Genomic DNA, 26,879 nt, shown 5'->3' with positions numbered 1-26,879 from the left:
TTCCTGGAAGCCGGGTGGGTCAGTACGGGTAGCCGGGCACGTTGAGCCGCACGCTGTACAGGCCGGAGTCGTTCGTCCGGCCCGAGGTGACGAAGAGGGTGCGCCGGTCGGACCCGCCGAACGCCACGTTGGTGGTGCCGCTCACGCCGGAGCGGATCGTGCCGAGCTGGCTGCCCGTGGGCGAGTAGACGTGCACCAGCCCGTCGCCGCCGGAGGTCCAGTAGACGTTGCCGGCGCAGTCGATCGTGCCGCCGTCCGGGCCGCCGACGTAGTTGACGAACACGCTGCGGGGGCCGGTGCTGCCGTCGGGCTGGACGGCGTACTTGTAGATCTTGTTCTCGCCGTAGGCGCCGACGTAGAGGGTGCTGCCGTCCGGGGAGAGCGCGATGCCGTTGGGCTGGCGCAGCGCGTCGTCGACCAGCGACACCTGGCCGCCGGAGACGCGGAAGACGCTGGTCCGCCCGCTCATCTGGTCGGGGCGGTTGCCCCGCTGGAAGTTGGGGTCGGTGAAGTAGACGACACCGTCCGAGCGGACCGCCACGTCGTTGGGCGAGTTGAACGCCCGGCCCTGGTAGTTGCCGGCGACGACCCCCCGGGCCAGGTTGTCGAGCCGGTACGTCGAGACGCTGCGCTGGTCGTGCGTGGCGGCGACGAGCTGCTGCCCGTCGGGGGTGAGCGCGAGCCCGTTGCTGCCGGCGTTGCCGAGGAACGTGTCGAAGGTGGCCGGCGGGGTGAACCGCCGGATCGTCGACGGCTGGACGTTCTCCGACCCGGTCGGCGCGGCCATGTCGGAGAAGAGCAGGTAGCCCCGGTCGGCGATCCAGACGGGCCCCTCCAGGAACGCGAACCCGCCCCGGATCTTCGTGGCCGTGACCGAGGTCGACGGCAGCGGCGGGCCGTAGCCGGTGCCGGCCGGGCAGACACCGGGCGGTGCGCCGGGTGGGCCGGCCAGGGTGGCGGACTGCCCGGTCGACAGGGCGGCCCGCAGGGACGGCGCGGGCGCGGTGCCGGGGCCCGCCGGGACGGCGGCGGGCAGGGCGAGCAGAAGGCTGGCCAGCGCGGTGGCGGCCGGTTGCAGGACCATCGGGAACTCCGATCGGCGAACGGACCCGCCGTCGTCGGCGGTCGCGGGGTGGTGGCACCGGAACCGATCTACCGGTATCGATGCATCATGGGGAGCATAAATTAGGAACCACCGCACCGCATGGGTGACGATCCGCCGATCCCGGCCGGGATCCGGATTTCTCACTAAGATGCTGGTCAATGTGGCTCGATTGTCCCGCCGCCCCCGGACACCGACCGTCGACGGAGTCCACATGCTGATCGGGACCGGTCGATGGAGTCCCCCGGGGGCCGTCCGGCCGTTCCGGGAAGACCTGTCGCCGCCGCCGGTACGACGATCCGTCAGCGACCATCGTGGACGGGTCGACTGTGGACCCCGAACGGGCCACGGGGCGCGACGACGGTTCCGATTCGTGCCCACCTGCCGCGTTACCGACAGAGGCGGAATCGACGTTGGGAGCGCGCTCATCTACCCTCAGGGCAGATCCGACCCACGTCGTGGGCCGGCACCGGTTCGGCAGCCATGGGTGTCGTGGTCTCCCCGCCAGTATTCACCGACCATGGCCCTGTTCGGAGGGATCGAAGCGTTGACGAGCGACAAGGCGGCGCCGCCGGGCGTCGACACGACCCGACCCAGCATCGCCCGGGTGTACGACTACTACCTCGGCGGCAAGGACAACTTCGCGGTCGACCGGGAAGCCGCCCAGATGGCGATGCAGGTGACCCCGGACGGTCCGGAGGCCGGGCGGGCCTGCCGGGCCTTCCTGCGCCGGTCGGTCCGCTACCTGGCCGCCGAAGCCGGCATCCGCCAGTTCCTCGACCTCGGCTCCGGCCTGCCCACCCGGGGCAACGTGCACGAGATCGCCCACCAGGTCGACCCGGACGCCCGGGTGGTCTACGTGGACAACGACCCGATGGCCCTCGCCCACGGACGCGCCCTGCTCGCCGACGCCCGGACCACCACCGTGGTCGGGGCCGACGTGCGGCAGCCGGACGAGCTGCTGGCGGAGATGCGCGACCGCAAGCTGATCGACTTCGACCAGCCGGTCGGGCTGCTGCTCCTGGCGATCCTGCACCACCTGCACGACGACGACGACCCCGCCGGGGTGGCCCGCCGGCTGATCGACGCCCTCCCCTCCGGCAGCTACCTGGCCATCTCGCACTTCTACGACCCGGGTGCGGCCCAGCCGGAGGTCTCGGCGAAGGCGCGGGCGGTGGAGAAGGTCTTCAACGAGACGCTGGGCACCGGCCGGTGGCGTACCCGGGACGAGATCCTCGGCTTCTTCGGCGACCTGGAGCTGGTCCCGCCCGGGCTGGTCCCGCTGGCCGAGTGGCACCCGGACGGCGAGGAGGACACCAGGCAGACCGCCACCTACCACACGATCGTCGGTGGGGTGGCCCGCAAGGCCTGAGCACGGGCGCTGCCGTCGACGACGTGACCGGCCCCCACCCGGGGGCCGGCCCGGCCGGCGGCACCCCCTCGGGCACGCCACCGGCCACGGCCGGCGTCAGTAGCAGGTGTTCATCGCCGCCCGTACCTCGGTCAGGGTGGCGTCGGCCACCGCCCGCGCCCGCTCGTTGCCCTCGCTCAGGACGGCCCGCAGGTGGGCCCGGTCCTGCCCGTACTCGGCCCGACGGGCGCGGATCGGGGCCAGGTACTCGTTGACCGACTCGGTGACGACCTTCTTGAGCGCCGCCGCCCCCGCCGACCCGATGTCGGCGGCCACCTGCTCCGGGCTGCGCCCCTGGCACAGGGCCGCCAGCAGCAGCAGCGACGACACCTCCGGGCGGGTGGCCGGGTCGTAGCTGATGTGCCGCTCCGAGTCCGTCTTCGCCCCCTTGACCAGCCGGGCGGTCTCGTCGACGGTGGCGGCGAGCGTGATGGCGTTGTTCCGGCTCTTGCTCATCTTGGTGCCGTCCGTGCCGAGCAGCAGCGGGGCGCTCGACAACAACGCGTCGGGCTGGGGGAACACCACCGAACCGGCGCCGTACCGGTCGTTGAAACGACGGGCGATCGTCCGGGTGAGTTCGAGGTGCGGAAGTTGGTCCTGGCCGACCGGAACCAGATTCGCCTTGCAGAACAGGATGTCGGCGGCCTGGTGGACGGGATAGGTGAACATCAACCCGCTGACGGCGGACTGCCGCGAGTGCGCGATCTCGTCCTTGACGGTGGGATTGCGGTTGAGTTCCGACACCGAGACGAGACTGAGAAACGGCAGCATCAACTGGTTGAGTGCCGGCACCGCCCCGTGCGTGAAGATCGTGCTGCGGGCCGGGTCCACGCCGATGGCCAGGTAGTCCAGCACCAGTTCCTCGACGTGCTGGAGCAGATTGTCCGCCACGTCGCGGTCGGTGAGGACCTGGTAGTCCGCGATGACCACGAACAACTCCACCCCGAGTTCCTGGAGCCGGACCCGGTTGTGCAGCGTGCCGAAGAAGTGACCGAGGTGCAGGCGGCCCGTGGGGCGGTCACCGGTGAGCACCCGGAACCGCCCCGGGTCCGTGCGGATCAGCTCCTCCAGCACGGCGCTGCGGGCCTGCGCGGCGGACGTCCCGAGCGCATCGGCCGGCCCGGCGCAGGCAGCGGCACCGGCGTCTTCGGTCTGGGGTACGGCGGTATTCACAGGATCTCCTGAAGGGTCGGTCTCGACGCCATGATTGCACGGCGAGCGCATCGGGGAACGGCAAAGGGACCCCGATCCGAAACGGCGTCACGCTCCCCCGGGCGGACGCCACCGAACTGACCTCGGCCGTTGGCCCGGACCCGACGGACGGCCCGCCCTCACTTCTGCCCGACGGTCCGGGATATGCGCGTGGCGAGCAGTTCGTGCAGCATCCCGTGCAGCGGCGCCGGCCGTCCGGCCCGCCCGGCCAGTCGGACGACGGCACCCGTCCAGGCATCGAACTCCGACAGTCTCCCGGCGAGGATGTCCCTTTGCAGCGAGGTGGTGCTGTCCGCCGGTTGCCGGTCCATCAGCGCCACCGCCGTATCCGGCGCGTCCGGCGGCAGCGCGATTCCGAGCGCAATTCCGGTCTCGTATATCTCGCGCATGCCCGTGACCAGCATCCGGCGGGTGCCGGGGCGGGAACGGAGTTCGCCGACCGTCGCCCCGCCGGTGGCCGCGCCGAGGCTGCCGACCGGCACCACCAGCAGGAACTTCGCCCACAGTGCGGCCCAGATGTCGGCCGGTTCCAGCACGTCCACCCCCGCCCCGCGCAGCAGCCCGCGCAGGCGGAACACCCGGTCGGACGCGCCGCCGTCCCACTCCGCGAAGCCCAACGCGCCAGGCGGACCGTGGTAGCGCACCTCGCCCGGCGCGACGGGGGTGGCGACCACCCGGGCCAGGCCGGGCAGCACCCGGGCACGGCCGAGCCGGGCCGCCACCTGCTCCGGCGCCTCGACCCCGTTCTGCACGGTGACCACCGCGGTGTCCGGGCCGACCAGTGGGTCCAGCGCGTCCAGGGCCGGGGGCAGGTGCGGGGTCTTGACGCAGAGCAGCACGTAGTCGACGGGACCGAGGTCGTGCGGGTCGTCCGACGCGCGCAGCGCCGGAGCCACCCAGTCCCCCGCGTCGCCGGTGACCCGCAGCCCCGTGCGACGCAGCGCGGCGAGGGTCGTACCCCGGGCGAGGAACCGGACGTCGTGCCCGGCGGCGGCGAGGCGGCCACCGAGGTACCCGCCCACGCCGCCGGCCCCGACCACGGCGATGCTCGCGCCCACCGGCGGACCGTCCCCGCCCGCCGGCCCGGCGTCGGTACGACCCGCACCGGCGTCCACCCGCGACCGGGCCGTCATCGGGGCAGCCGCCTGCCGACCCGCAGGGGGAGCGCCTCCAGGCCCCGGCTCAGCGAGCTGTCCGCCACCCAGACGACCTTCTCGGAGGGCACCGCGAGGGCGAGTTCCGGCAGGCGGCGCAGCAGGGTGGCGAAGGCGATCTCGCCCTGGAGCCGGGCCAGCGGGGCCCCGATGCAGAAGTGTGTGCCGTGGCCGAAGGACAGGTGCCGGTTCGGCGACCGGGTGACGTCGAACCGTTCCGGGTCGTCGTACACCTCGGGATCGTGGCCGGCGGCGGAGAGCGACAGGTGCACGAAGCTGCCCCGGGCGATGTCCACCCCGCCGAGGCACATGTCCCGGGTGGCGACCCGCAGCGAGGCCCAGCCCGCCGACCCCTCGTAGCGCAGGATCTCCTCGATCGCCCCGGGGATCAGGTCGGGGTCGGCGCGCAGCATCGCGAGCTGGTCGGGGTGCCGCAGCAGCAGCAGGGTGCCGTTGCCGACCATGTTCGCGACCGTCTTGTGCCCGGCGATGATCAGCAGCAGGATCGTCGACAGCAGCTCCCGGTCGGTGAGCGCGTCCTCGTCCCGGGCCCGGACGAGTTCGCTCAGCAGGTCGGTGCCGAGGTTCGCCCGCCGCTGCGCCACCAGGGCGGTGAAGTAGTCGGAGAACTCGTCGCTCGCCGCCTTCAGCTCGCTCTCCGCGTGCTGCAACGGGTCCTGGCTGAGCACGTAGCTCCACCGCTGGAACAGCGGCCGGTCCTGCACCGGGATGCCCAGGTACTCGCAGATGACGATGAGCGGCAACGGCAGTGCGAACGCGGTCACCAGGTCGATCTCGCCGCCGTCGGGGAACGCGTCGATGAGGTCGTCCACGACGGCCTGGATGCGTGGCCGGAGCCGGGCGACCACGGCGGGCAGGAACGCGCGGCTGATCGGCTTCTTGAGCCGGGTGTGCTTCGGCGGGTCGGCGAAGCCCAGGTTGCCGACGACCAGCAGGCTGTTGGTCGCCGCCTTGTCCCGGTACCGGGCGGGCAGGTTCTCGATCTGCTTGGACAGGCGTGGATCGCCGAACGCCTCCTCGACGACCCGGTTCGCGAGGACGGCGTACGCCTCGGCGCCGGGCGGGACGTCCATCCGGTGCACCGGGCACCGGGAGCGCAGCTCCGTCGTCGCCGCGTGGGGCGAGTCCCCCGGATCGGTGAAGTACGTCGTGGGCAGCACCTCCGTCATCGCGACCCCCGACCTCCCGGCTCGCCGCTGCCACCGGCCACCGCCGGGATGATCCAGACCAGGTCGTCCCGGCCGACCTTCGTCTCCAGGCCGTCCAGGCCCCTGATGTCGTCGTCGTTGAGGTAGACGTTGACGTAGCGCTTGACCCGCTGGTCCCCGTCCACGATCTTGTCGAGCAGCCCCGGGGCGGCGCGGTCGAGCCGGACGAGCACCTCGCGGATGCTGTCGCCCTCGACGGAGAACAGCCGCCGACCGCCGGTCAACGCGTGGAAGGCCGCCGGGACCTTGACGGTCACGACGGGCGCCGGCGACGGTGTGCCGGTGCCGTGGGCAGATTCGGACATGACTGGGTTACCTCCTGGACAGGTTTCCTGACGTCACCGGCGCGGTCGCGGCGCGGTGGTCAGGGTGGGAACTCGATCTCGATCTCGGTACGCAGCTCCGCCGGCAGGCGTACGTCCAGCGGCTCGCACCCCTGCGGTCCGGGCCGCCAGCCCGCCACCCGGTGGATCAGCCGGTCACCGCTGGCCCGGACGTACCAGATCACGTTCACCGGCCAGCCGGACTGGCGGAACAGGTACTCGTCCATGCCGGTGGGCTGCTCGCTGAGCCGTTGCCGACGTTCGTGCGGTGGACCGATCTCGTGCCAGTTCGGGTGGGAGTGCACCGAGCCGAGCAGTTCCCGACCGTGCACGGAGTGCTGTTTGATGGCCTGCAGCACCCCCTCGTCGGCGCACCAGAACCCGCGTTCGGTGTCCCGGTAGACCTCGCCGAAGCGGGGGGCGATCCGCTCCTCGAACTCGGCGATGACGCTCTCGTCCCGCCCCCGGACGTTCGGCACGAACTCGATGTCGGTGACGGTGATCGCGGCGTCGTCCACCTGCCCGAACAGCAGCGCCGACGCGCGGGGCGGGTGGTGGGGCACCCCGTCGGCGTCCCGGCTGTCCAGACACCGCCGGTACTCCCGTACGGCGTCGGCGACGAAACGGCGCGCGGCGGCGGGAGCGAACCGGACCGCCCGGGGCAGGTCGCCCGGCCCGCCCGGGGCGGGGTCCGCGTCGGTCGCGTCGTCGCGCTTCTTCCCGGCCGAGGCCAGGGTGCCACCCAGCAGGGCCGCGCCCAGCGGCCACGAACGCATGTGCACCGGCAGGGTCACGCAGTGGTCGCCGAGGCGCAGCAGCAGCCCGTCGTCCACCAGCCGGCGGGCGGCGTCGGCCTCGGCCGGCCCGGCGGTCAGCTCGGCCCACGGGCAGCCCGGCAACGCCCGGAGGAAGACGTCGATCCGGGTGGGGTCGTCCAGGACCAGCCGGCGCACGGGCCGGTGACGCTGGTCGACGACGGCCAGGAACCCCGGGCCCCGACGGAAGTGGAGCAGGCCGAACGTCCGGGTGGAGCGCCACCCGTCGACCGCCGTGGTCCCGCTGCCGCGCACCGTCGCCCGCATGGGGGCGGGCAGGTGGTCGAGGTGCCGCACGAGGTGCCGCCGCTGCGCGTCCAGGACCAGCGACCAGGTGACCGGTACGCCGATCGAGGAGCACTCGCGCAGCAACGCGACGATCCGCGCGGCGGTCCGGTCGGGCAGTGTGGACAGGTCGACGGGTTCGGCCAGCCGTACCCCGCCGACGGGGACCCGGGTCAGCAGCTCCACGAACTCCCCGCTGGTGGGCAGCTCCGCCGGGTCGAGGGTGAGCGTGGCCGGCCGGCCGCCCGTCGGAACGGGTGTGCCGGGGGCCCGCAGGTCGTCGATCGTCAGTGACGTGCTCATCGGGACGCCACCACCTCCCTGCCGTCGATCAGCTTCCGCCGGTACGGGTCGACGTCGAGTGCGACGGCGACGTACCGTTCCTCGTCCTCGAAGGCCAGGCCACGGTCGACGAACCAGCGGAGCATCCGGTCGAGCCCGTCAGCGGTGACGGGGTGCCCGCTGTCGGCGAGCCGTCGGGCGATGCCCGCCCGGCCGGCGACCTGGAACATGCCGAGGTAGACGTTGCTGTGGACGTCGTCCAGCTCGATCGTCTCCTCGGGCCAGCTGGCCCGGCGGTCCTCGATGGTCACCCGCCCCCGGTCGTCGACCCGGTAGGACAGGTCACCGCCCCGGTACGCCTGCGCCCAGCGTTCGACGCCCTGCTTCAGCTCGTCCTCGATCGGGCCGACGATGCCCTGGTCGCGGGTGTCGAAGAGATAGACCAGGTCGTACAGCTCGTCGCGCGGGACCTGGTAGATGAAGTCGTATATCTCGGCCGGCCGGCGGTACATGAACCCCTGGGTCGGGTCCTCGAAGTAGGGGCTGAAGCGTTCCAGCGCTATCCGCCAGGCCCCGGTCGGCGGTTGGAGGTGTTCCAGGGTGGCGAACTTGCCCAGCAGCCGCCGGTAGTCGTCCTCGGTCTCACCGGGGAAGCCGTAGAGGATGTTCCAGGTGACGTTGAGGCCGAGGTCGTGACCGTCGCGCAGCATCCGGACGTTGTGCGCGGCGCTGACGCCCTTGTCCATCAGGCGCAGCACGTGGCTGCTGAGGCTCTCGATGCCGGGCTGTACGTAGGTGACGTTCGCCTGTTTCAGGGCGCGCAACTGGTCCCGGGTCATGTTGGACTTGATCTCGTAGTGCACCCGCAGGTCGCAGTCGAGGGCGGCCATCGCCGGAATGGCCGTGTTCAGGTACTTCATGTCGAGGATGTTGTCGACCATGATCAGGTCCAGGACCCGGTACCGCTGCGCCAGTTCCACCACCTCACCGGCGATGCGGTCGGGGGCCTTGCTGCGGAAGTCGATGTTCGACCCGTTCAGCCCGCAGAAGGTGCACTGGTGGACCTCGCCCCACCAGCAGCCCCGCGAGGTCTCCAGGACCACCATCGGCCGGACCTGGGGTGCGAACGACGTCTCCGCCAGGGCCCGGAAGTAGCTGTCGTAGTTGGGCGCGGGCACCATCGCGAACGGCAGCGCGCCGCGTGCCGGCGGATTCACCACCGTCCGCCCCTCGTGCCGCCAGCTCAGCCCCGGCACGTCCGCGAGATCGGCGCCCGAGGCGACCCGGTCGAGCAGCATGGGCAGCGAACGTTCGCCCTCGCCGCTGAGCACGAAGTCGAGTTGGGGGAAGTTGCGGTGCAACGCCGGGCCCTGGAGCCCGTCGCAGTTGCTGCCGCCCATCGCCGTACGGATGCCCGGCACGAGTCGCTTCAGCTCCCGCGCCAATGCCAGGGAGGGCACGTTCTGCATGAAGGTGCTGGTGAAGCCGACCAGGTCAGGAGGGTCGGCGGCGATCTGTTCGGCGAGCCGTCGGACGAACCCGCGGGCGTACCGCTGCATCGCGACGGGGGCGTCCGGGTCCACGCCGCGCTGCCTGAGGAACTCGGCGAACTCGGGGACCCGGTAGCTGTCGACGTCGTACAGCGCCGGGGTGAAGACCCAGTCGCCGACGCCGTGGAACACCTGGTCCGCCACGTTGCCGTAGTCGGTCGGCGTGAGGGTGCCGCCGCTCTCGACGAGCAGGTGCTCGGCCCACCGGAGGTTGGCGTACAGTTCGTCGATCTCCCAGTTGGCGGCGTGCCTGCGGACACACTGCCCCAGGATTCCCAGCGCGCTGGACGGGGTGTCGAGACCCTGCCAGGGCATGGCGACCATCAGGAGCTTCACGGTTTTCCACCAGCTTCTTCCGTCGCGGTCGATAATGTGCGGTGCTTTCGCGGGACGCGCGTCACCGCAATTCGGGGACCGCTGCCCGATCTTTTCCGCGGTGGTTCGCCGACAATGTGCCGGCGCTCTACCGCAGCATGCCGGCCCGCGCCGCGAGGGGGCACGGGGAGGCGTTCAGAGCAATTTTCGGTGGCTGTCGCCCGGCTCTCTGCGCCGTCCCGGGCGGGGCGGCCGACGCTCGCCACCGGGCCTGTCGCACTGCCGGACTGCCATCATGTCAGGCCCGCCGTACGACCTCCAGCCTTAACACACGTTAACGCTGGAATTGATGACGGTCAAGTGAAGTTGTCATCCAGCAAGGACTCGTGGGATTCTCGCCTCCGACATTCTCGATAACGGCGAATGCGGGCACGCAGCACGCTGCGGCAATTTCTGCCAGGGCAGATGTTGAATGGTCAACCGCCATCGGAATAATTGATCGGAAATGGCGGGACCGGCGCGGCGGACCGCCCGCGCGGGAGGGCGGCGGTGATCGCCCCCCGGCCGACGGCTGATGGTCTAGCCTCCGAGAGACAGATACATCCCCGACGATCCAGCGGAGGACACGATGGCCATTCGGCGACATCTGCTGCGTACGCTCGCGGCCGCCGTGGCGGCGACGACCCTGACGGCCCTGGCACCGGCCGGAGCGGCGCAGGCGGCCTGCACGACGAGCAGCTTCACCGTCGTCTGGGACTACGCGGGCATGTACACCGCGCCCAACGAGTCGACGCTGTACGGCACCCGCCGTTACGGGCAGGTCGTCACCGGCCCGACCGGCAACACCGGCAACGGCTGGACGCTGACCTACGACTACTGGAACGGCCTGCCGCTCTGGGCGTACATGAAGGACGCCGCGTTGCAGTACCGCGGCTGCGCCTGACCCGCCCGGCCGCCGCGGGAACCGATCCGGCTGCGGTCCCGCGCCGGTCCACCGTCAGACCGGCGCGGGCCGGTGCTCAGCGGCGGGCCAGCCAGACCGTCCGCTCGGTACGGACGCCGAGGTCGTCGCGGCCCGGCAGTTCCGCCACGGCCGCGTCGAGGGCGGCGAGGTCGGCCGGGGAGAGCCGGTCTGCCAGCCCGTGCCGCATCCGGCCCAGCGAGACCTGCGCGTAAGGGACGGCGGCGGCGGGCAGCGGGGGGCGCAGGTCGATGTCGAAGCGCCGCTCGGTCACCGACCGGAAGCCGGCCTGCGTCATCCGCTCCCCCCAGTTCTCGTGCATGTGCAGGCCCGCCTCGTGCCGGCGCTTCGCCGCCTCGTCGTGCACCCGCCGCTCCACCTGCTCGCCCGGCGTGCCGGTGAGGAAGCGGGGGAACGCGTCCACCTCGGCGACCACCAGCAGCCCGTCCGGCTGCAGCGCGCCGAACGCCGAGGCGAGCGCGGTCGCCGGATCGGCCAGGTGGTGCAGGGACGCGGCGGCCCAGATCACCCCGGCCGGCCCGAGGTCGGGCCAGGGGCGGTCGAGGTCGGCCTGCACGGTCCGGATCCGGTCGCCCAGCCCGGCGGCGTCGGCCCGGGAACGCAGGTGGGCCAGCATCTCCGGGGAGAGGTCGACCGCGGTGACGGTGACACCGGGCAGCTCCCGGGCGAGGGCGAGGGAGGCCGTGCCGCTGCCGGCCCCCAGGTCGACCACGTGGGGCTGCCCGACGGCCTCCCGGCCGACCCAGCCGATCACGTCGCGGAAGTAGTCGTGCAGGACCTCGGCGTCCAGGTCGAGCAGCTCGATCAGGTGGTCGTGTGCCATGCGGCGACGGTAGCCGGGCCATGCCCCTACGGCATAGCATCTTGCGCATGAAGCAAGACAGGGATCTGGAGGACCTGGTCCGCCAGCGCGTACGCAGCCTGCGGCTGGCGCGCGGCTGGTCGCTGGAGGAACTGGCCCGACGCTGCCTGATCAGCCCCTCCACGCTCAGCCGGATCGAGACCGGGCACCGCCGGATCGCCCTGGACCAGGTCGCCACCATCGCCCGGGTGCTGGGCATCACGCTCGACCGGCTGGTCGAGTCCGACGCCGACGACGACGTCGTGATCCGCCCGCACTGCGACGAGAACCGGGGCGTCACCACCTGGTTGCTGTCCCGGGACAGCAACCAGACGGTCGCCAAGCTGCGGATCACCCGGGACGTCCCGACCGACCTGCGGGTGCACCCGGGGCGGGACTGGTTCACCGTGCTGTCCGGCACGATCGTCCTGCGCCTCGGCGAGCGGACGATCCTCGTCGGCACCAACGAGGCCGCCGAGTTCTCCACCCTGGTCCCGCACGCGTTCGGCGCACACGACGGCCCGGCCGAGATCCTCTGCATCCTCGACCACGAGGGCGAGCGCAGTCACCTGGGCCCGCACCACGACCCGCCGCCGGTCAGCCGGTGATCACCGGCCAGGCGTAGGCCAGCAGGGCGCACGCCGCCCCGAGCAGGGCGAGCGAGACGCCCCGGCTGGGGATGGGCAGCGCGGCGAGCACGATCAGGATGACCGCGACGACATAGAGGAACGCCTGTACCGACATGACACTCTCCTCGACGGTGGACTGACGGACGGTGCCGTCTCTACCCCCACCGACCCGGTCGGGAAACCCGTGTCCGGCCCGGAGTCGAAGCCCGGACCCTCCGGATCGGACGGTGCCGGCCGGGGACCGCTCGGCCCCCGGCCGGCCCGCCCGTCGGCGGTCGCCGCAGCCGGGTGTCAGCAGCCGAGCCGCTTGGTGGACAGCGCGATGTCGTCGATCCAGAGGTTGAACTCGCCAGGCGTCGTGCCGCCCTGGTAGAGCTGCCAGCCGATCTTCACGGTGTCCACCGCCGGCAGGACGAACGGGACGTCGTTGCCGCCGTGGTCGGTGGTGGAGGCGGTCAGCTCCGGGTTCGCCACCCCGTCGATCCACACCGCGACCCGGTTGTCCGTCGGGTCGAGCTTCCACTCGAAGCACTGCCAGGTGTCCTCGACGACCGGGGCCGACTCCCGCCAGTTGGTCCAGTCGCCGGTCGGGCCACCGTCCGCGCCCACCCCCCAGAAGGTGCCGGGGACGGTGGGCGCGTACTGGCCGCCGATCGGGCGGACGACCTCCGAGCTGCCGCTGCCGGTCGCCTCCACCAGCGTGAAGTGCGCCCAGTCCGGGGCGGTGGGGAAGGCGTCCACGCGCAGCCGCATCCGCCCGTAGAAGCGGTTGCCCGGCGCGGCGAAGTCGTCGACGCGCAGGAAGGCCCGGCCGTTGTCGACGGTCCGGACGTGCAACACCTGGTTGCCGTGCTTGGCGCGCTCCACCGTGAGCGTGCCGTGGCGGGTGTCGACGCCCCACTTCAGCGTGCTGGGGCCCCCGGGAGGCAGGCGCTCGAAGTCCTCGCAGAACAACAGGTCGCGGTGGCACGTGCGCGGGGCGGCGTCCGAGACACCGGCCGGGACGCTGCCGGCGGTGACGCCGAGGATCAGGGCCGCGGTGAGTACCGCGAGGGAACTGCGCATGGTCGTCCTCCATGAGGGGGTGATCGCTGCCGGATGGGCGGGCCGGTGGAACTGCCGGCCGGCGGGTCGACTGCCCGTCGTCGTGGCGGTGGCCCGGCGGACGGCACGCGCCGGTCGAGGCGACGTGCGGCCGGCACCGCGCTGCTCCCGCGTACACCGGTTCCCCAGCGCGGTTGCCCCCGTGCTGCGGTGCTGTGAGCCATTCCAGCACGGCCGTCCCGCCCTAGCAATATCGACAACCATCAGCACAGCTCACCCCGGCGAGGCGACCGGCCGGGCTGACCGGCGACACGGGTGAGGGCCCCGCCGGTCAGACCGGCGGGGCCCTCGGGTGCTCATCCGCTGCGGCGTTGCACCGCAGCCGGGCCCGTCAGTTGCAGGTGGTGCCGTTGAGCGTGAACGGCGCCGGGACGGTGGGGGACCCGCTGGCGGTGAAGCCGAAGCTGACCGCCCCGTTGGTCGGGATGCTGGCGTTGTGGCTCTCGTTGCCCACCGTGACCGCCGCGCCGGTCTGCTGGAAGACACCGTTCCAGTGGCCCTGGACCAGCTGGCTGCCGGGGAAGGTCCAGCCGAGCGACCAGCCGTTGACGGCCGGGCCGTCGTTGTAGACGGTGACGCTGACGTTGAAGCCGGTGTTCCAGGAGTTGGTCACCACGTACGACACCCGGCAGGTGCTCGCCAGGGTGGTGGCCGGCCGGATGTCGCCGTAGTCGTCCCGGGCGGTGGCGAAGTCCTGGAAGCCGAAGCCGGGACCGGCCGACCGGGTGGTGGTGCCCGCCGCGAGGACGGTGCCGTTGGCGTTGACCGAGTAGACCGGCCCGCCGCTGTCGCCGCCCCGGGCCGACTCGTCGCCGTCGAGCTGGGTGGCCTCGACCAGGTCCTCGATGTCGTCGTAGTGGAAGTCGACCCGCAGGTTGCAGACCGGCCCGCCGATCTCACCGGCCGAGGTGTACCCCGACTGGCAGAGCAGCTGCCCGGGGAAGACCTCGGTCCAGCCGGTCACCTGGGCGCGTACCTCGTCGTTCTGTCCGCCGACGTAGATGTGGCTGCCCGGCGAGGAGGTGGAGACCAGCATGGTGTCGTGGTCGTCGTTGCTGGCGACCGAGTAGCCGATCAGCGTGCCGCTGTTGGTGTTCGTGTTCCAACCGACGTGCCAGGGCTGACCGATGGGGCCGCAGTGTTCCGCGGTGAGCAGGTAGCCCACGTTGGTGGTGTGGTTGCGGACGCCGAAGCCGGCGGTGCAGGCGTAGGTGGTCAGCCCGATGCCGATGCCGCCGTCGTACGGCGCGGAGTCGTTGTACCGGGACCGCTCGACCATCCGCTCGCGGACGACGGTGCGCGTGCTGACCCCGGTCGCCGGCAGCTTCGGCTGCCTGGCGCTGATCTTCGGGTCGACGGCGACCTCGATCCCGGAGCCGTCGGTCCGCAGCCGGACGGCGTGCGTGGCGTCCTTCGGGTCGGCGTCGACGACGGGGGTGAGCTTCGCCGCCGCCTTCTTCAGCTCGGTGCGGGAGTAGGTGGCCCCGACGACCTCCACCGGGGCGGTACGGCGTGCGGTCGCCACCGCCGCCGCGACGTCACCGGGCAGGGTGCCCTTCCACCAGAGGGTGACGTGGTCGTCCACCAGGCCGATGCCGGCGTAGCCACGCGGCGCGCCGGCCTCGACGGCGGTGCGCACGACGTTGGCCGCGTCGACCAGCGGGGCCTGGGCGAGCATCCGGTCCCGGGTCTGCGCCGGGATCAGGTCGAGGATGGAGCGGTCGTTCTCGGCCGTCGGCGCGGTCGCCGACGTGCCGAACGGCTGGCTGGGGGCGGCATTCGAGGGTGCCGTCAGCGGACCGACCACCACCGTGGCGCCGAGCAGTACGCCGGCGACCACCGAGCGGCGGGTCGCGTTCCAGGTTTGCGTCATGACCATGAGTCAAGTGACTCCGCCGCCCCGGGAACAGGCAGAAGCATCGGCAAGAATCGACCGACGGCGCGACGCCGACCGTGGCCCGGAGCGGATGCTCCGGGCCCGGCCGGCGTCGGGACGCCCCTGCCGTCAGGAGCTGGTGCAGGAGAGGTTGCCGGGTGCGGTGCTGCTGTTGCCGTTGACCAGGAAACCGATGGTGGTCGAGGCGTTCGGGCTGATGGAGCCGTTGTAGGCGGCGTTGCGGATGCTGACCGTGCCGCTGGTGCCGGTGTTGCTGCCGTTCCAGACGTTGGCGATGGTCTGCCCGCCGGCCAGCGTCAGCTGCACCGTCCAGCCGGTGATGGCGGTGGAGCCGGTGTTGGCCACGACGACCTCACCCTGGAAGCCGCCGGTCCAGCTGCTGACCGTGCGGTACGTCGCGGTGCAGCCGCCCGGCTGCCCGGTCGGCGGCGGCGTGGTCGGCGGAGCGCTGGTCGGTGGGGTGGTCGGCGGCGTGGTGGGCGGGGTGGTCGGTGGCGTCGTCGGCGGGGTGGTGGGCGGCGGGGTCGAGGTCCCCGGGACCGTGGTGGAGGCCGCGTTGAGCGCGTTGAGGACGGAGGTGTACGCCGGCTTCGGGTTGCTGTTGCGGTCGAACAGCAGCGGGTTCTCGTTGCCCCGCCAGGAGTCGCTGTCCCGGATGCCCCAGGTGGTGATGCCGACGCAGCGCGGGACGTTCATGCACGCCTGGGTCAGGCCCTGGTACTGGCTGGTCGAGGCGTTGGTGACGTCGGCCTCGGTCAGCGCCACGTCCACCCCGAGGGCGGCGAAGCTGGACAGCGTCTGCTGGAAGTTGCCCGGCAGCGAACTGCCCCCGGTGAAGTGGGTCTGCAGACCGACGCAGTCGATCGGGACGCCGCGCGCCTTGAAGTCCTTGATCATGTTGTAGACGCCCTGCGTCTTGGCGTACGTCCAGTTCTCGATGTTGTAGTCGTTGTAGCAGAGCTGGACCGAGGGGTCGGCGGCCCGCGCGGTGCGGAAGGCCACCTCGATCCAGTCGTTGCCGGTGGACTGGAGGTTCGACGAGCGGCGGGTGCCGTTCTCGGCGTACGCCTCGTTCACCACGTCCCAGGCGTAGAGCTTGCCCTTGTAGTGGGCCATCACGCCGTTGATGTGGCTGATCATCGCCTGCCGCAGCGCGCTGCCGCTCAGGCTGCCCCAGAACCGCGGCTGCTGGGCGTGCCAGGCCAGGGTGTGGCCCCGGAACCGCATGCCACGCTGGGTGGCCCAGTTGTAGATCGCGTCACCCCTGCTGAAGTCGAACTGGCCGGGGTTGGGCTCGGTCGCGTCGGGCTTCATCTCGTTGACGGCCGTCATCATGTCGAACTCGCGGCTGGCGATGTTCAGGAAGCCGGAGTCGTTGAGCCGGTCCGCCCCCATCGCGGCCCCGAAATACCGGCCGCTGCGTTCGGCGGCGGCCTTCAGCGTGGTCCCGGGCGGTCCGCTGAGGTCGGCGTGGGCCAGGGTCGCCACGGCCATCGACGACACGGTGATCGCCAGGGCGCAGGCACCGCCCAGCAGCAGCCGGCTGGCCCTCCTGGTACGGCGTTGCGGTCGAGCGGGTACGTCGTTCATCTGTGCGTTTCCTCCTCGGTGTTCCGTCCGGTCACCGCCGGACGGGCACGCGACCGGTCGACCGCTCGTGGGATCGACGACCGGGACACCGCGCCTGCGGCGGGACCAGCACGTCACAGGGGACGTCGAGCCGGTGTCGACCCGGCCGCGCCCTCGTCGGTGACCACCGGTCGGCTGCCCGGTCCGCCCGGTGGATGGCGAACACTCCGCGTCCTACGCCCGTGCGGGGTGACGCTGCCCTGCCGTGATGCTATATCGAATGGATTCGATCTGCGACAGGTGTCCGACCCGGTCCGGCGGGGTTTACCCTGCGCGACGGCCCGACCACGGAACGGCGGCACGCTCAGCGGGTACGCGTCCGCCGGGCCGCCAACTCCGTACGGTTACGGACGCCGAGCTTGCGGAAGATGTTGCCCAGGTGGAACTCGATCGTCTTCACCGAGACGAAGAGCCGCTGCGCCGCCTCCCGGTTGCTGAGCCCGTTGGCGATCGCGGTGGCGACCCGGGCCTCGGCCTCGGTCAGCGTCGACTCCCCGGCCGGCACCGGGAACGGCGGATCGGCGACCAGCGGACCACCGGCGCCCGTCGCGGGCGTGCCGAGGGACCGCAGATCCCGCATCACCAGCGTGAGCATCCCGGCGGCACCGGTCCGGGCGTACCCCGCGCACGCCTGCTCCAGCAGCCGGGCCGCCTCGCCCCGCCGGCCGGCCCGCCCGTGGTGCACACCCAGCAGCCAGGCCACCCGGGCGGCGAGCAACCGCTCGACCGGGCGGGTCAGCAGGTCCACCGCAGCAGTGAGGGCCACCGTGGTGGCCGTGCCCGGGTCGAGGATCCAGGCCCGCCACGCCGGCAGCACCGGTCCGCCCGGCCAGGAGGCCGGCGGGTCGTCGACCCCGGCGAGCAGGTCGCCCGCCAGCCGGGACCGGCCGGCGAGGGCGTGGTAAGTGGCCAGCTCCCAGCGGTGCTCGTACTGGAGGCCGGCGGTCGCCCCGACGTCCCTGGCCACCACGAGTTCGAGCAGCCCGGCCCAGGTCTCCCGGTCACCCCGGGCGAACGCCAGCGCGGCCGTGCACTCGGGCAGGTGGCGGGCCACCCAGGCCGAACCGACCTGCGCCGCCAGCTCGCGGGCCTGGTCCAGGTGGACGGCGGCGTCGTCCAGGTCACCGCGCAGCGCGTCGCACTTGGCCAGCCAGGAGGTCGCCTCGGCCTGCACGTCGGGGGTGCCGCACTGCGCGGCCAGCCGGGCCGCCTCCCGCAACTCGGCCTGACCCCGGACCAGGTTTCCCGCCCAGCAGTCACCGACCCCGACCAGGGCGAGCAGCCGGGGCCGGTCGGCCGGCGGCAGGTCCAGGCCGGCGAGCAGCGGGGCGAACCGGCGCGCCTCGTGCGGACGCATCAGCGTCATCACGGCGGTCAACGCGCACTCCACCAGTACCGGGTCGTCACCGAAGGCGTGCTCGTCGAAGATGCGTACGGCGGCGTCGAGGTGCTCCGGGCCCTCGGCCAGGCCGGCCCGGGTGGCCGCCGTCCCCGCCAGGGTGCGGTAGATCAGTGCGGTCCGCGCCGAGCCGCTGGCCTCGTGGGCCTCCCGCACCCGGGTCAGCAGCGGGAGCAACTGGTCGCTGTCGGCGGTCCGGGACAGCGTGAGGAAGGCCCGGAACAGCAGGCGCGCGGCCTCGTCCGGTTCGGCACGGTCGGCCGCCGACAGCAGGCGCTCGGCCGTGATCTCGGTGGACACCGGCTGAGCGTAGAACCCGGGGCCAACCCTGGGGATTTCCCCGGTGCCCAGGTCACCCCGGGCCGCCCAGACTGCATGCACCTGCCGGTCCAGCCGGCCGGTGGGCGTTCGCGAACGGATAGAGGTAGCACCATGAAGCGTAGGACCGTACAGATCGACACCATTCCCACCGACGGGATGGAGCTGGCCGACGACCAGCTCGCCCGGATGCTCGGTGGGCTGCCGCGCAACGGGGCGGGCTCGTCGAAGACCATCGACGACATCCCCGGCGGGGGTCGGCCGGACACCGACACCGACTTCGACTGATCCGTCACCGTCGACGATCCGGCCCACCGAGGTGGCCGGGCCGTCGGCGGGCCCCCGCCCGGAGTACCCATGATCCTCATCCTGACCGCCCCCGACGACGTGCATGCCGACGCGGTAGAGGTGGAGCTGGGCCGGCGCGGCGTCCGCTGGGTCCGCTTCGACCCGGCCGACGTGCCGTCCCGCGCGTCACTGTCGGTGACCATCCGGGACGGCCGGCTGACCCGTACCCTGGTCCGGCACGCCGACCCGGGCGGGACCGTCGACCTCGACGCGGTGACCGCCGTCTGGTTCCGCCGCCCCGGTGTCCCGGTCGCCCCGCCCCACCTGGGCGACCCCCACGCCGGTTTCGTGGTCGAGGAGAGCCGGCAGTTCGTCGGCGACGTCTGGGAGACCCTCGACGTGCCGGCGCTGCCCGCACCCCGGCCGGTGGTGCTGCGGGCCCAGCAGAAGGTCCGCCAGCTCCAGCTCGCCCTGCGTCTCGGTTTCGACGTGCCGGCCACCGCCGTCGGCAACGACCCCGGGGCCGTGCTCGACCTGTTCGACCACACCGGCGGCCGGATGATCACCAAACAGGTCGGGCTGACCAGCCTGCGCGACGAGCTGATGCGCTTCACCGAGCCGGTCACCCACCGCGACGTCGGCCACGTCGACGGGGTACGCCACTGCCCCCTCATCGCGCAGGAACGGGTGCCCAAGCGGGTCGAGCTGCGGGTCACCGTCGTCGGCGACCGGGTGTTCACCGCCGCCATCGACTCCCAGCGGTCCAACCACGCCCGGCACGACTGGCGTCGACAGGACGACCGGAACACCCCACTGAGCCGCTACGACCTGCCCGCCGACGTCGCCGCCCGGTGCGTGGCGCTGACCCGCGCGCTCGGCCTGCGCTACAGCGCCCTCGACCTGATCGTCACCCCCGACGACCGGTACGTCTACATCGAGATCAACCCCACCGGCCAGTACCTGTGGGTGGAGGAGGAGACCGGGCTGCCCATCACCGCCGCCGTGGTCGACCTGCTCACCACGCCCGCCCCCACCCCCGGAGCCACCACGTGACCACCCTGGACCCGGCCCTGCTCGACGCCGCCGTCACCCTCGTACGGGAGCTGACCGCCGACCGCGCCGGCCTGCCCGAGGCCCGCCGACGCCTCACCCCGCTGCGGGAACGCTGGCCCGGGGCCGATCCGGCGGTCGTGCGGGACGAGGAGGTGGCCGACGGGTCCGTCTCCTTCGACCTGCTGCTGCGCGAACCCGCCGGCACGGTCTCCGTGGCGTACAGTCCGACGCCGGCCCTGCCGTGGCCGCTGCGCGGGGCGGTCCGGCACTCCGACCACCACCTCGCCCGGGTGGGCACCCGGACGCTGCGGGTGGGCGAGGCGCTCACCGCCCTCGACTTCCTCTGGTACGACCACGACGTGCTCGCCCGGCTGGTCGACACCGGCCTGGTCGCCGAGGAGCTGGAGCAGCACCCGGTCGCGGTCGACGACGACGAACTCCAGGCGGCGGCCGACGCGTACCGCCGGGCCAAGGGCCTGCTCGACGCCGAGTCGACCGCCAGGTGGCTCGCCGAGCGGGGGCTCACCGCCGAGGACTTCGCCGACCTGATCGCCCACACCGTGGCGGTCGCCCGGCTCCGCACCCGGGTGGTGGGTGACCGGTTGCCGGAGTGGTTCGCCGCGCACCGGTCCACGTTCGACCGGCTCCTGATCGTCTGGGCCGCCGAGGGGACGCCCCCCACCGACCGCGCGACGGCGCTCGCGACGGTGGCCGCCGCCGTCCGCGCCGGCCGGGCCGCCGGCACCCTGTGGACGGTGGCGGTCGCGGCCCCGCCGGAGCTGCGCGACGCCGCCGGGCCGGTGCCGACCACCATCGCCGGTACGGCGGTGACGGCCGTGGTGGTCGACCGCGAGCCGGCCGTCCTCGACGACGGCACCCGGGCGCTGGTCGAGCGGGCCATGTTCGACGAGTGGCTGGCGCAGCAGCGGGCCGGCACCGACATCGAGTGGTTCTGGCTGCCCCGGGACCGGACGACCCGGGTCCGGTGACCGGCCGGCGACGGGTGCCGGTGGTGCTCCAGGTCGCCGCCACCGACTGCGGGCCCAGCGCGCTCGCCATGCTGCTCGCCGCCCACGGCCGGGCGGTCCCCGCGTCGTACCTGCGGGCCCGGCTCGACGTCGGCCGGGACGGCCTGAGCCTGCGCGACCTGCGCGACGAGGCGCAGCAGCACGGGCTGCGCTGCCGGGCGATCGCCCTGCCGGCGCTGTTGCGGGACGCCACCCGGTTGCGGGAGCTGCCGTTGCCGCTGCTGGCCCACTGGAACGGCGACCACTACCTGGTGGTGGAGCGGATCGGCCGCCGTGGCGTCGACGTGGTCGACCCGGCGGTGGGCCGCCGACGGCTCTCCCCCGCCCAGTTCTGCGCCGGCACCACCGGGGTGGTGCTGCTGGCCGCACCCGACGGTCCCGCTCCGCCGGTGCCTCCGGCACCGTCACCGGTACGTGACCTGCTGGTGCCGGTGCTGCGCCGGCACACCGGGCTGCTCGCGCTACTGGCGGCGACCTCGGTGCTGCTCACCGCGACCGGCCTGGCCGTGCCGTGGGCGACCGCCGCGCTCATCGACGCCGCCGCGCCCCCGGCGGCGACCTGGCTCGCGGCCGTCGCCGCGCTGGCTCTGCTCACCGGGGCGTTGTCCCTGGTCCGGGGGCTGACCGTGACCGGCCTGCAACGACGCATCGGCAGCCGGCTCGGCACCGAGACGGTGCACCGGCTGTTCGAGGTGGTCTACCGGTACTTCCACCGCCGGTCGGCCGGTGACCTGGTCGACCGGGTCCGGGCGGTGGCCGGTGTCCGGGACCTGCTGGCGTCGGCGCTGGTCGCCACCGCCCTGGACGGGCTGCTGGTGGTCGGTTACCTGACCGTGGTGACCGTGCTGGCCCCGGTGCTGGGGCTGGTGGCCGCCGCCGTGATCGCGGTGCAGGCGGGTACGGCGCTGTGGGTCGGCCGCCGCTCCGGCGCGCTGCAACGGGAGGAACTGCTCGCCTCCGGTGAGGAGGCAGCCCGGCTCTCCGAGGCGGTGCAGGGCATGGCGGCGATCCGGGTCGCCGGGGCCCAGCAGCGGGTACGGGAGCGCTGGCAGGAGTCGTTCGACAGGGGTGTGTCGGCGGCGCACCGGCTGGCCCGGCTGACGGCGGTCGCGGACGCGCTGCTCGCCGCCTGGTCGATGGCGTGCCCGGTGCTGATGCTGCTGGTCGCGGTCCGACAGGCCGACTCGCCGGGACGGGCCGCCGGCCTGGCCGCGCTCGCGGTGGCCGCGATCACCCCGGCGGTCGCGCTGGCCCAGCGGCTGCCGTCGTTCACCCTGCTCGCCCCCACCGTGGACCGGCTGGCCGACATCGTGGACGCACCGGTCGAGCAGCCCACCCCTGGTATGCCGGCGCCCCGGCTGACCGGGCTGGTCACCCTCACCGGCGTGGGTTTCCGGTACGACCGGCGGTCGCCCTGGGCGCTGCGCGACGTCACCGCCGTGATCCGGCCCGGCAGCAAGGTGGCGGTGGTGGGCGGCTCCGGCAGCGGCAAGAGCACCCTGGTCGGCCTGCTGACCGGTCTGTACGCCCCGACCGAGGGGTGCATCCACGTCGACGGCCACGACCTCGCCACGCTGGACCTGTCCTCGGTACGCCGGCAGATCGGGGTGGTCCTGCAGGAGACCTACCTCGGCGCGGGCACCCTGCGCGAGGCGTTGACGCTGTCCCGCCCGGACGCCTGCGACGTCGCCGTCGACCGGGCGGTCCGGCTGGCCGCGCTGCACGACGACGTGGCGGCCCTGCCGATGGGGCTGCACACCCACCTCGGCGACGGCGGCGTCGGCCTGTCCGGCGGGCAACGGCAGCGGGTCGCGCTCGCCCGCGCGCTGCTGGCCGACCCGGCCCTGCTCATCCTGGACGAGGCGACCAGCGCGCTGGACACGGTGACCGAGGCGGCCGTCGAGGCGAACCTGCGGACGCTGCCGGTGACCCGGCTGGTGATCGCGCACCGGCTGTCGACGGTCGCGGACGCCGACCTGGTGCTGGTGCTCGACCGGGGGCGGCTGGTGGAGAGCGGACCTCCGGGGGTGCTGCTGGCTGCCGGTGGACCGTTCGCCCGGCTGGCCGGGGTGCCCGGTGCCGTCCGGTCGTGGCCCGACCCGGTCCGCTGAACCGGTCACGGCGCGTGCGGGACGGCGGCGAACTCGACGAGGTCGAGGCGGCCGTGGGTGGCCGCATAGCGGGTGAGTGAGGTGTTGGCGACCGGGGTGGTGGCGAGGATCGCGTCGAGGTCGGCGAACGGCAGCCCCTCCAGGACGTGCCGGGCGGCGACGACCACGGCGTCGTGGGCCACCACCCACACCCGGCGTCCGGCGTGCCGGCGGTGCAGGTCGGCCAGGGCGGCGCGGACGCGGGCGGCGACGTCGTCGAACGTCTCGCCGCCGGGTGGCCGGTAGGCGTGGAGGCCGTCGGCGGCGAGCCGGGCCGCCTCGGCGGGGAACCGTTCGGCGATCATCAGCGGGGTCAGGAGTTCCAGCTCACCCATGAGCCGGTCGACCAGCCGCCCGTCGAGGTCGACCGGGACCGGGGCGACGCCGAGGGCGGCGGCGGTGTCCGCCACCCGCGCCCAGGTCTGCCGGGCCCGCCGGTACGGGGAGCAGACGACGTGGTCGGGACGCCGGTCGGCGGGTTGCGCCGCGAGCCACCGGCCGAGCCGGGTGGCCTGTCGCCGGCCCAGCGGTGACAGCGGGACGTCGGCGTCGCGCCCGGTGAGCCCGTGGGTGGCGACGCCCCGCGTGTGGGCCTCGGCGAACGCGACGTTGGCGACGCTCTGCCCGTGCCGGACGATGGTCAACTCCGCGACGGTGTCCACGGTTCCACTGTCCGGCAGCAGCCGGTGCGGGGCGACCCCGGGCGGCGGGACGCTGCCGCAACGACGGCGGTCTCCGGCAGCTCGCCGGCCTCGACACCCCCGACCGAACACGTTTCCGAAAGTTTCCGAAAGTCGTTGACGCGTTCGAAATGCCGCTGCAATACTCCGATTCACAGCGACATCAATGCATCTCGATAGAACCCCGCATCCCCAGGCAGCACCGCCCCCAGGAGGACCTGCGCATGATCTCCAGCACCGGTGGCTCCGGTCACCCGTCCCGTTCCCGAGCCTCCCGCCTGACCGTCCGGCTGGCGGTGCTCGCCACCACCGTGGCGCTGGGCGCCGTCGGCGTCGCGGTCTCCGCCACCCCGTCCAGCGCCGCCGCCTGCAACGGCTACGTCGGTCTCACCTTCGACGACGGACCGACCGGCAGCACCGGCGCGCTGCTGAACGTGCTGCGCGCCAACAACGTCCGGGCGACCATGTTCAACGTCGGGCAGAACGTGCAGGGCAACCCGTCCGCCGCCCGGGCCCAGGTCGACGCCGGCATGTGGATCGGCAACCACAGCTGGAACCACGCGCACATGACCTCGATGGGTCAGAGCCAGATGCAGTCCGACCTCTCCCAGACCAACTCGGCGATCCAGTCGGCGACCGGCGTACGGCCGCAACTGTTCCGCCCGCCCTACGGCGAGACCAACTCGACCCTCCAGTCGGTCGCCTCGTCGCTCGGCATGCGCCAGGTGATCTGGGACGTCGACTCCCAGGACTGGAACGGCGCGAGCGTCAGCCAGATCGTCTCCAACGCCGGCCGGCTCCAGAACGGCCAGGTGATCCTGATGCACGACGGCATCCAGAACACCCGCGACGCGATTCCGCAGATCATGGCCAACCTGAACAGCCGTGGCCTCTGCCCGGGCATGATCTCGCCGAGCACCGGCCGGGCGGTGGCCCCGGACGGCACCCCGCCGACCAACCCCCCGACCACCCCGCCCACCGGCACGCCGACCACCCCGCCGGCCGGTGGGACGTGCACCGCGACGGCGACGTACCCGAACGTGTGGGGCGACCGGTACAACACCTCGGTGACGGTCCAGGGCGGCAGCAACTGGACGGTGGTGGTGGCGCTGACCGCGCCACAGAAGGTCAACACCACCTGGAACGGCACGCCCAGCTGGGACAGCTCCGGTTACGTGATGACGATGCGGTCCAACGGCAGCGGCAACACCTTCGGCTTCACCACGATGATGAACGGCAACAGCGGCGCCCGGCCGCAGATCCGGTCGTGCACCACCGGCTGACCGGCGGGCGGCACCCGACCGGGGCCCGCAGGCCCCTCCCCGACCACCGGCCCTCCCCGGACGTCACGGCGTCCGGGGAGGGCCGCCGCACGACCGCCCGTCGAGGCGGACCCGAAACTTTTCAGTCACCTGCTCGAAACTACCGGTTGAAAACCCCGGGATTACCTGCCAACCTGAAATCCATCGATGAACGTGAACGTTAACAGCACGCCACGGGCCACCCACCACCACCAGGAGGTACCGACAGTGCGAGGACACGCACCGCACTCCCCGCCCCCGGCACAGCCCCACCCGGCCCGGGTCTCCCCCCGTCGACGACGCCGGCTGGTCACGCTCGCCGCGGCCGGGATCGCCGCTGCCCTCGTCGGGTTGTTCACCATGACGGTGACGACCGGCACGGCCTCGGCCGCCGACAACCCGTACCAGCGGGGCCCCGACCCGACCCGGAGCAGCGTCGCGTCCGTGAACGGTCCGTTCGCCAACACCTCGGTCGCCGTCCCGACCGGGTACGGCTTCAACGGCGGACGGATCTACTACCCGACCGACACCAGTCAGGGCACCTTCGGGGCGGTCGCCATCTCGCCCGGCTACACCGCGCTGTTCTCCGTCGAGCTGGCCTGGATGGGGCCGTGGCTGGCCTCGCACGGCTTCGTCGTGATCGGCATCGAGACCAACAGCCGCAACGACTTCGACACCGCCCGGGGCACCCAGTTGCTCGCCGCACTGGATTACCTGGTGCAGCAGAGCCCGGTCCGGGACCGGATCGACCCCACCCGGCTGGCCGTCTCCGGTCACTCGATGGGTGGCGGCGGGGCGCTCAGCGCGGCCCTGCGCCGCCCGGCGTTGAAGGCGGCGGTCGGCATCGCGCCGTACTCGCCGTCGTCGAACCTGGCCAACGACCGGGTGCCCACGATGGTCTTCGCCGGGCAGGCGGACACGGTGGTCACCCCGTCCTACGCCTCCGGCCTGTACAACAGCATCCCGGCCACGACCGAGAGCGCCTACCTGGAGGTCGCGGGGGCCGACCACGGGTTCATGGTCGGCCGGTCGAACCCGGTGCTGATCCGGACCATGCTGCCGTTCCTCAAGATGTTCGTCGACAACGACGCCCGGTACAGCCAGTTCCTCTGCCCGCTGGCGGACAACAGCGGCGTGGTCAGCTACCGCAGCACCTGCCCGCTGCTGCCGCCGACCGCGACCACCCCGCCGCCGATCCCGTCGGACACCCCGCCGCCGATCCCGACCACCCCGCCGCCGACCACGCCGCCGCCGAGCAACCCGCCCGGCGCCGCCAGCCTGATCGTCGGCGCGCAGTCCAACCGGTGCCTCGACGTGCCCAACGCCTCCCGCGCCAACGGCACCCGGGTGCAGCTCTGGGACTGCAACCGCGGGACCAACCAGTCGTGGACGTACACCACGAACAAACAACTCCGGGTGTACGGCGACATGTGCCTGGACGCGGCCGGCTCCGGCAACGGTGCGGCGGTCCAGATCTACGGCTGCCACAGCCAGACCAACCAGCAGTGGAACGTCAACGCCAACGGCACCATCAGCAGCGTGCAGTCCGGGCGGTGCCTGGACGTCTGGAGCACGGCCAACGGGGCGCAGGTCCAGCTCTACGACTGTCACGGGCAGACCAACCAGCGGTTCACCCTGACGCCCCTGACCTGACGGCCCGGCCGGCCCCGACCGGCGACCGCCGCCGCACCACGCGGACCGGGCCGGTGTCTCCCGCATCCAGGGAGACACCGGCCCGCTCCCGGTGGACGTACGCGGCGGAGGTGCATTCCGCCCGGCGCCGACCGTTCGCTCCGCTAATCGACGTTGGCGGGACAAGCCGTGTCCGGTTTGCGAGGCTTATCGGGTGCGGAGGGATGATCCCGCGCCACACCCGACAGCCGGGGGTCGGCGTCTGGTGGC

General features: G+C 72.7%; 23 protein-coding genes. 9 read left to right on the top strand and 14 right to left on the bottom strand.

Going from position 1 to position 26,879, the window contains the following annotated elements; translation table 11 throughout:
* Positions 1 to 19 precede the first annotated feature (19 nt).
* A complete protein-coding gene (locus ACN265_RS32635; RefSeq protein ID WP_204925334.1) occupies positions 20 to 1,084 on the bottom strand; it encodes an SMP-30/gluconolactonase/LRE family protein in 1,065 nt (354 codons plus the stop codon).
* A 538-nt stretch (positions 1,085 to 1,622) separates the two neighbouring features.
* Here ACN265_RS32635 and ACN265_RS32630 point away from each other — a divergent pair.
* On the top strand, positions 1,623 to 2,474 hold the full coding sequence (locus tag ACN265_RS32630) for an SAM-dependent methyltransferase (protein ID WP_420119343.1): 852 nt from the start codon (positions 1,623 to 1,625) through the stop codon (positions 2,472 to 2,474).
* 96 nt (positions 2,475 to 2,570) lie between these two features.
* Here ACN265_RS32630 and trpS read toward each other — a convergent pair whose 3' ends face one another.
* From trpS to ACN265_RS32600, 6 genes are all read right to left on the bottom strand, one after another.
* Entirely contained in the window at positions 2,571 to 3,587 is a 1,017-nt protein-coding gene (trpS, locus tag ACN265_RS32625; RefSeq protein ID WP_420119345.1) for a tryptophan--tRNA ligase, read from the bottom strand.
* Between the two features lie 257 nt (positions 3,588 to 3,844).
* Positions 3,845 to 4,858 (bottom strand): 2-dehydropantoate 2-reductase, encoded by a 1,014-nt coding sequence (locus tag ACN265_RS32620; protein ID WP_420119342.1) that lies wholly within the window; start codon positions 4,856 to 4,858, stop codon positions 3,845 to 3,847.
* Positions 4,855 to 6,069: a cytochrome P450 family protein gene (locus ACN265_RS32615; protein WP_420119341.1), complete on the bottom strand. Its 1,215-nt coding sequence runs from the start codon at positions 6,067 to 6,069 to the stop codon at positions 4,855 to 4,857. The genes ACN265_RS32620 and ACN265_RS32615 overlap by 4 nt, the downstream gene beginning before the upstream one ends.
* Positions 6,066 to 6,413 (bottom strand): MoaD/ThiS family protein, encoded by a 348-nt coding sequence (locus ACN265_RS32610; protein ID WP_357924432.1) that lies wholly within the window; start codon positions 6,411 to 6,413, stop codon positions 6,066 to 6,068. Before ACN265_RS32610 ends, ACN265_RS32615 begins: the two co-directional genes overlap by 4 nt.
* Positions 6,414 to 6,472: 59 nt before the next feature.
* Positions 6,473 to 7,834: a DUF5825 family protein gene (locus tag ACN265_RS32605; RefSeq protein WP_421411248.1), complete on the bottom strand. Its 1,362-nt coding sequence runs from the start codon at positions 7,832 to 7,834 to the stop codon at positions 6,473 to 6,475.
* Positions 7,831 to 9,699 carry a RiPP maturation radical SAM C-methyltransferase gene (locus tag ACN265_RS32600; protein WP_421411246.1) on the bottom strand — a complete coding sequence of 623 codons (1,869 nt, stop codon included), beginning with the start codon at positions 9,697 to 9,699 and terminating at the stop codon, positions 7,831 to 7,833. The genes ACN265_RS32605 and ACN265_RS32600 overlap by 4 nt, the downstream gene beginning before the upstream one ends.
* A gap of 607 nt (positions 9,700 to 10,306) precedes the next feature.
* Between ACN265_RS32600 and ACN265_RS32595 the strand changes: the two genes are divergently transcribed.
* Positions 10,307 to 10,621, top strand: coding sequence for a hypothetical protein (locus ACN265_RS32595; RefSeq protein WP_420119337.1), 315 nt, complete (start codon positions 10,307 to 10,309; stop codon positions 10,619 to 10,621).
* A gap of 76 nt (positions 10,622 to 10,697) precedes the next feature.
* Here the strand turns inward: ACN265_RS32595 and ACN265_RS32590 are convergent, their stop codons facing one another.
* A complete protein-coding gene (locus tag ACN265_RS32590; RefSeq protein ID WP_421411244.1) occupies positions 10,698 to 11,483 on the bottom strand; it encodes a class I SAM-dependent methyltransferase in 786 nt (261 codons plus the stop codon).
* A 47-nt stretch (positions 11,484 to 11,530) separates the two neighbouring features.
* On the opposite strand from ACN265_RS32590, the gene ACN265_RS32585 reads away from it, so the two are divergent.
* Entirely contained in the window at positions 11,531 to 12,109 is a 579-nt protein-coding gene (locus ACN265_RS32585) for a helix-turn-helix domain-containing protein (protein WP_421411243.1), read from the top strand.
* Here the strand turns inward: ACN265_RS32585 and ACN265_RS32580 are convergent.
* The 5 genes from ACN265_RS32580 to ACN265_RS32560 all read right to left on the bottom strand — a co-directional run bounded on the left by ACN265_RS32580 (position 12,099) and on the right by ACN265_RS32560 (position 18,459).
* Complete coding sequence (locus ACN265_RS32580; protein WP_204925343.1) at positions 12,099 to 12,245, bottom strand: hypothetical protein; 147 nt, start codon at positions 12,243 to 12,245, stop codon at positions 12,099 to 12,101. The two genes, ACN265_RS32585 and ACN265_RS32580, sit on opposite strands and share 11 nt — an antisense overlap.
* A gap of 176 nt (positions 12,246 to 12,421) precedes the next feature.
* On the bottom strand, positions 12,422 to 13,195 hold the full coding sequence (locus ACN265_RS32575; protein ID WP_204925344.1) for a hypothetical protein: 774 nt from the start codon (positions 13,193 to 13,195) through the stop codon (positions 12,422 to 12,424).
* A 370-nt stretch (positions 13,196 to 13,565) separates the two neighbouring features.
* Positions 13,566 to 15,107 (bottom strand): cellulose binding domain-containing protein, encoded by a 1,542-nt coding sequence (locus tag ACN265_RS32570; protein ID WP_421411240.1) that lies wholly within the window; start codon positions 15,105 to 15,107, stop codon positions 13,566 to 13,568.
* A 132-nt stretch (positions 15,108 to 15,239) separates the two neighbouring features.
* Positions 15,240 to 16,721, bottom strand: coding sequence for an endo-1,4-beta-xylanase (locus tag ACN265_RS32565; RefSeq protein ID WP_421411238.1), 1,482 nt, complete (start codon positions 16,719 to 16,721; stop codon positions 15,240 to 15,242).
* 343 nt (positions 16,722 to 17,064) lie between these two features.
* Positions 17,065 to 18,459 carry a helix-turn-helix transcriptional regulator gene (locus ACN265_RS32560; protein ID WP_421411236.1) on the bottom strand — a complete coding sequence of 465 codons (1,395 nt, stop codon included), beginning with the start codon at positions 18,457 to 18,459 and terminating at the stop codon, positions 17,065 to 17,067.
* Positions 18,460 to 18,591: 132 nt separating this feature from the next.
* Here ACN265_RS32560 and ACN265_RS32555 point away from each other — a divergent pair, with 132 nt between their 5' ends.
* The 4 genes from ACN265_RS32555 to ACN265_RS32540 all read left to right on the top strand — a co-directional run bounded on the left by ACN265_RS32555 (position 18,592) and on the right by ACN265_RS32540 (position 22,957).
* The gene (locus ACN265_RS32555) at positions 18,592 to 18,765 is read left to right on the top strand and encodes a putative ATP-grasp target RiPP (RefSeq protein WP_204925348.1); all 174 of its coding nucleotides are present in this window, start codon (positions 18,592 to 18,594) and stop codon (positions 18,763 to 18,765) included.
* A gap of 69 nt (positions 18,766 to 18,834) precedes the next feature.
* A complete protein-coding gene (locus ACN265_RS32550) occupies positions 18,835 to 19,818 on the top strand; it encodes an MvdC/MvdD family ATP grasp protein (RefSeq protein ID WP_421411234.1) in 984 nt (327 codons plus the stop codon).
* Positions 19,815 to 20,807 carry a TIGR04500 family putative peptide maturation system protein gene (locus ACN265_RS32545; RefSeq protein WP_421411232.1) on the top strand — a complete coding sequence of 331 codons (993 nt, stop codon included), beginning with the start codon at positions 19,815 to 19,817 and terminating at the stop codon, positions 20,805 to 20,807. Before ACN265_RS32550 ends, ACN265_RS32545 begins: the two co-directional genes overlap by 4 nt.
* Positions 20,804 to 22,957, top strand: coding sequence for a peptidase domain-containing ABC transporter (locus tag ACN265_RS32540; RefSeq protein ID WP_421411230.1), 2,154 nt, complete (start codon positions 20,804 to 20,806; stop codon positions 22,955 to 22,957). The genes ACN265_RS32545 and ACN265_RS32540 overlap by 4 nt, the downstream gene beginning before the upstream one ends.
* Positions 22,958 to 22,962: 5 nt before the next feature.
* On the opposite strand, the gene ACN265_RS32535 is transcribed toward ACN265_RS32540, so the two are convergent.
* Positions 22,963 to 23,658, bottom strand: a complete 696-nt coding sequence (locus tag ACN265_RS32535) for a histidine phosphatase family protein (RefSeq protein WP_421411228.1) — start codon at positions 23,656 to 23,658, stop codon at positions 22,963 to 22,965.
* Between the two features lie 242 nt (positions 23,659 to 23,900).
* Here ACN265_RS32535 and ACN265_RS32530 point away from each other — a divergent pair, with 242 nt between their 5' ends.
* Both ACN265_RS32530 and ACN265_RS32525 read left to right on the top strand, forming a co-directional pair.
* Positions 23,901 to 24,959 (top strand): polysaccharide deacetylase family protein, encoded by a 1,059-nt coding sequence (locus ACN265_RS32530; RefSeq protein ID WP_363649279.1) that lies wholly within the window; start codon positions 23,901 to 23,903, stop codon positions 24,957 to 24,959.
* A gap of 186 nt (positions 24,960 to 25,145) precedes the next feature.
* Positions 25,146 to 26,630: a ricin-type beta-trefoil lectin domain protein gene (locus tag ACN265_RS32525; RefSeq protein WP_420115772.1), complete on the top strand. Its 1,485-nt coding sequence runs from the start codon at positions 25,146 to 25,148 to the stop codon at positions 26,628 to 26,630.
* The last annotated feature ends 249 nt before the right edge of the window (positions 26,631 to 26,879 follow it).

The sequence above is a fragment of the Micromonospora sp. WMMD730 genome (genome assembly GCF_049178955.1).
Lineage (GTDB): Bacteria > Actinomycetota > Actinomycetes > Mycobacteriales > Micromonosporaceae > Micromonospora > Micromonospora wenchangensis.
This window is presented reverse-complemented; position numbering and strand designations above follow the sequence as displayed.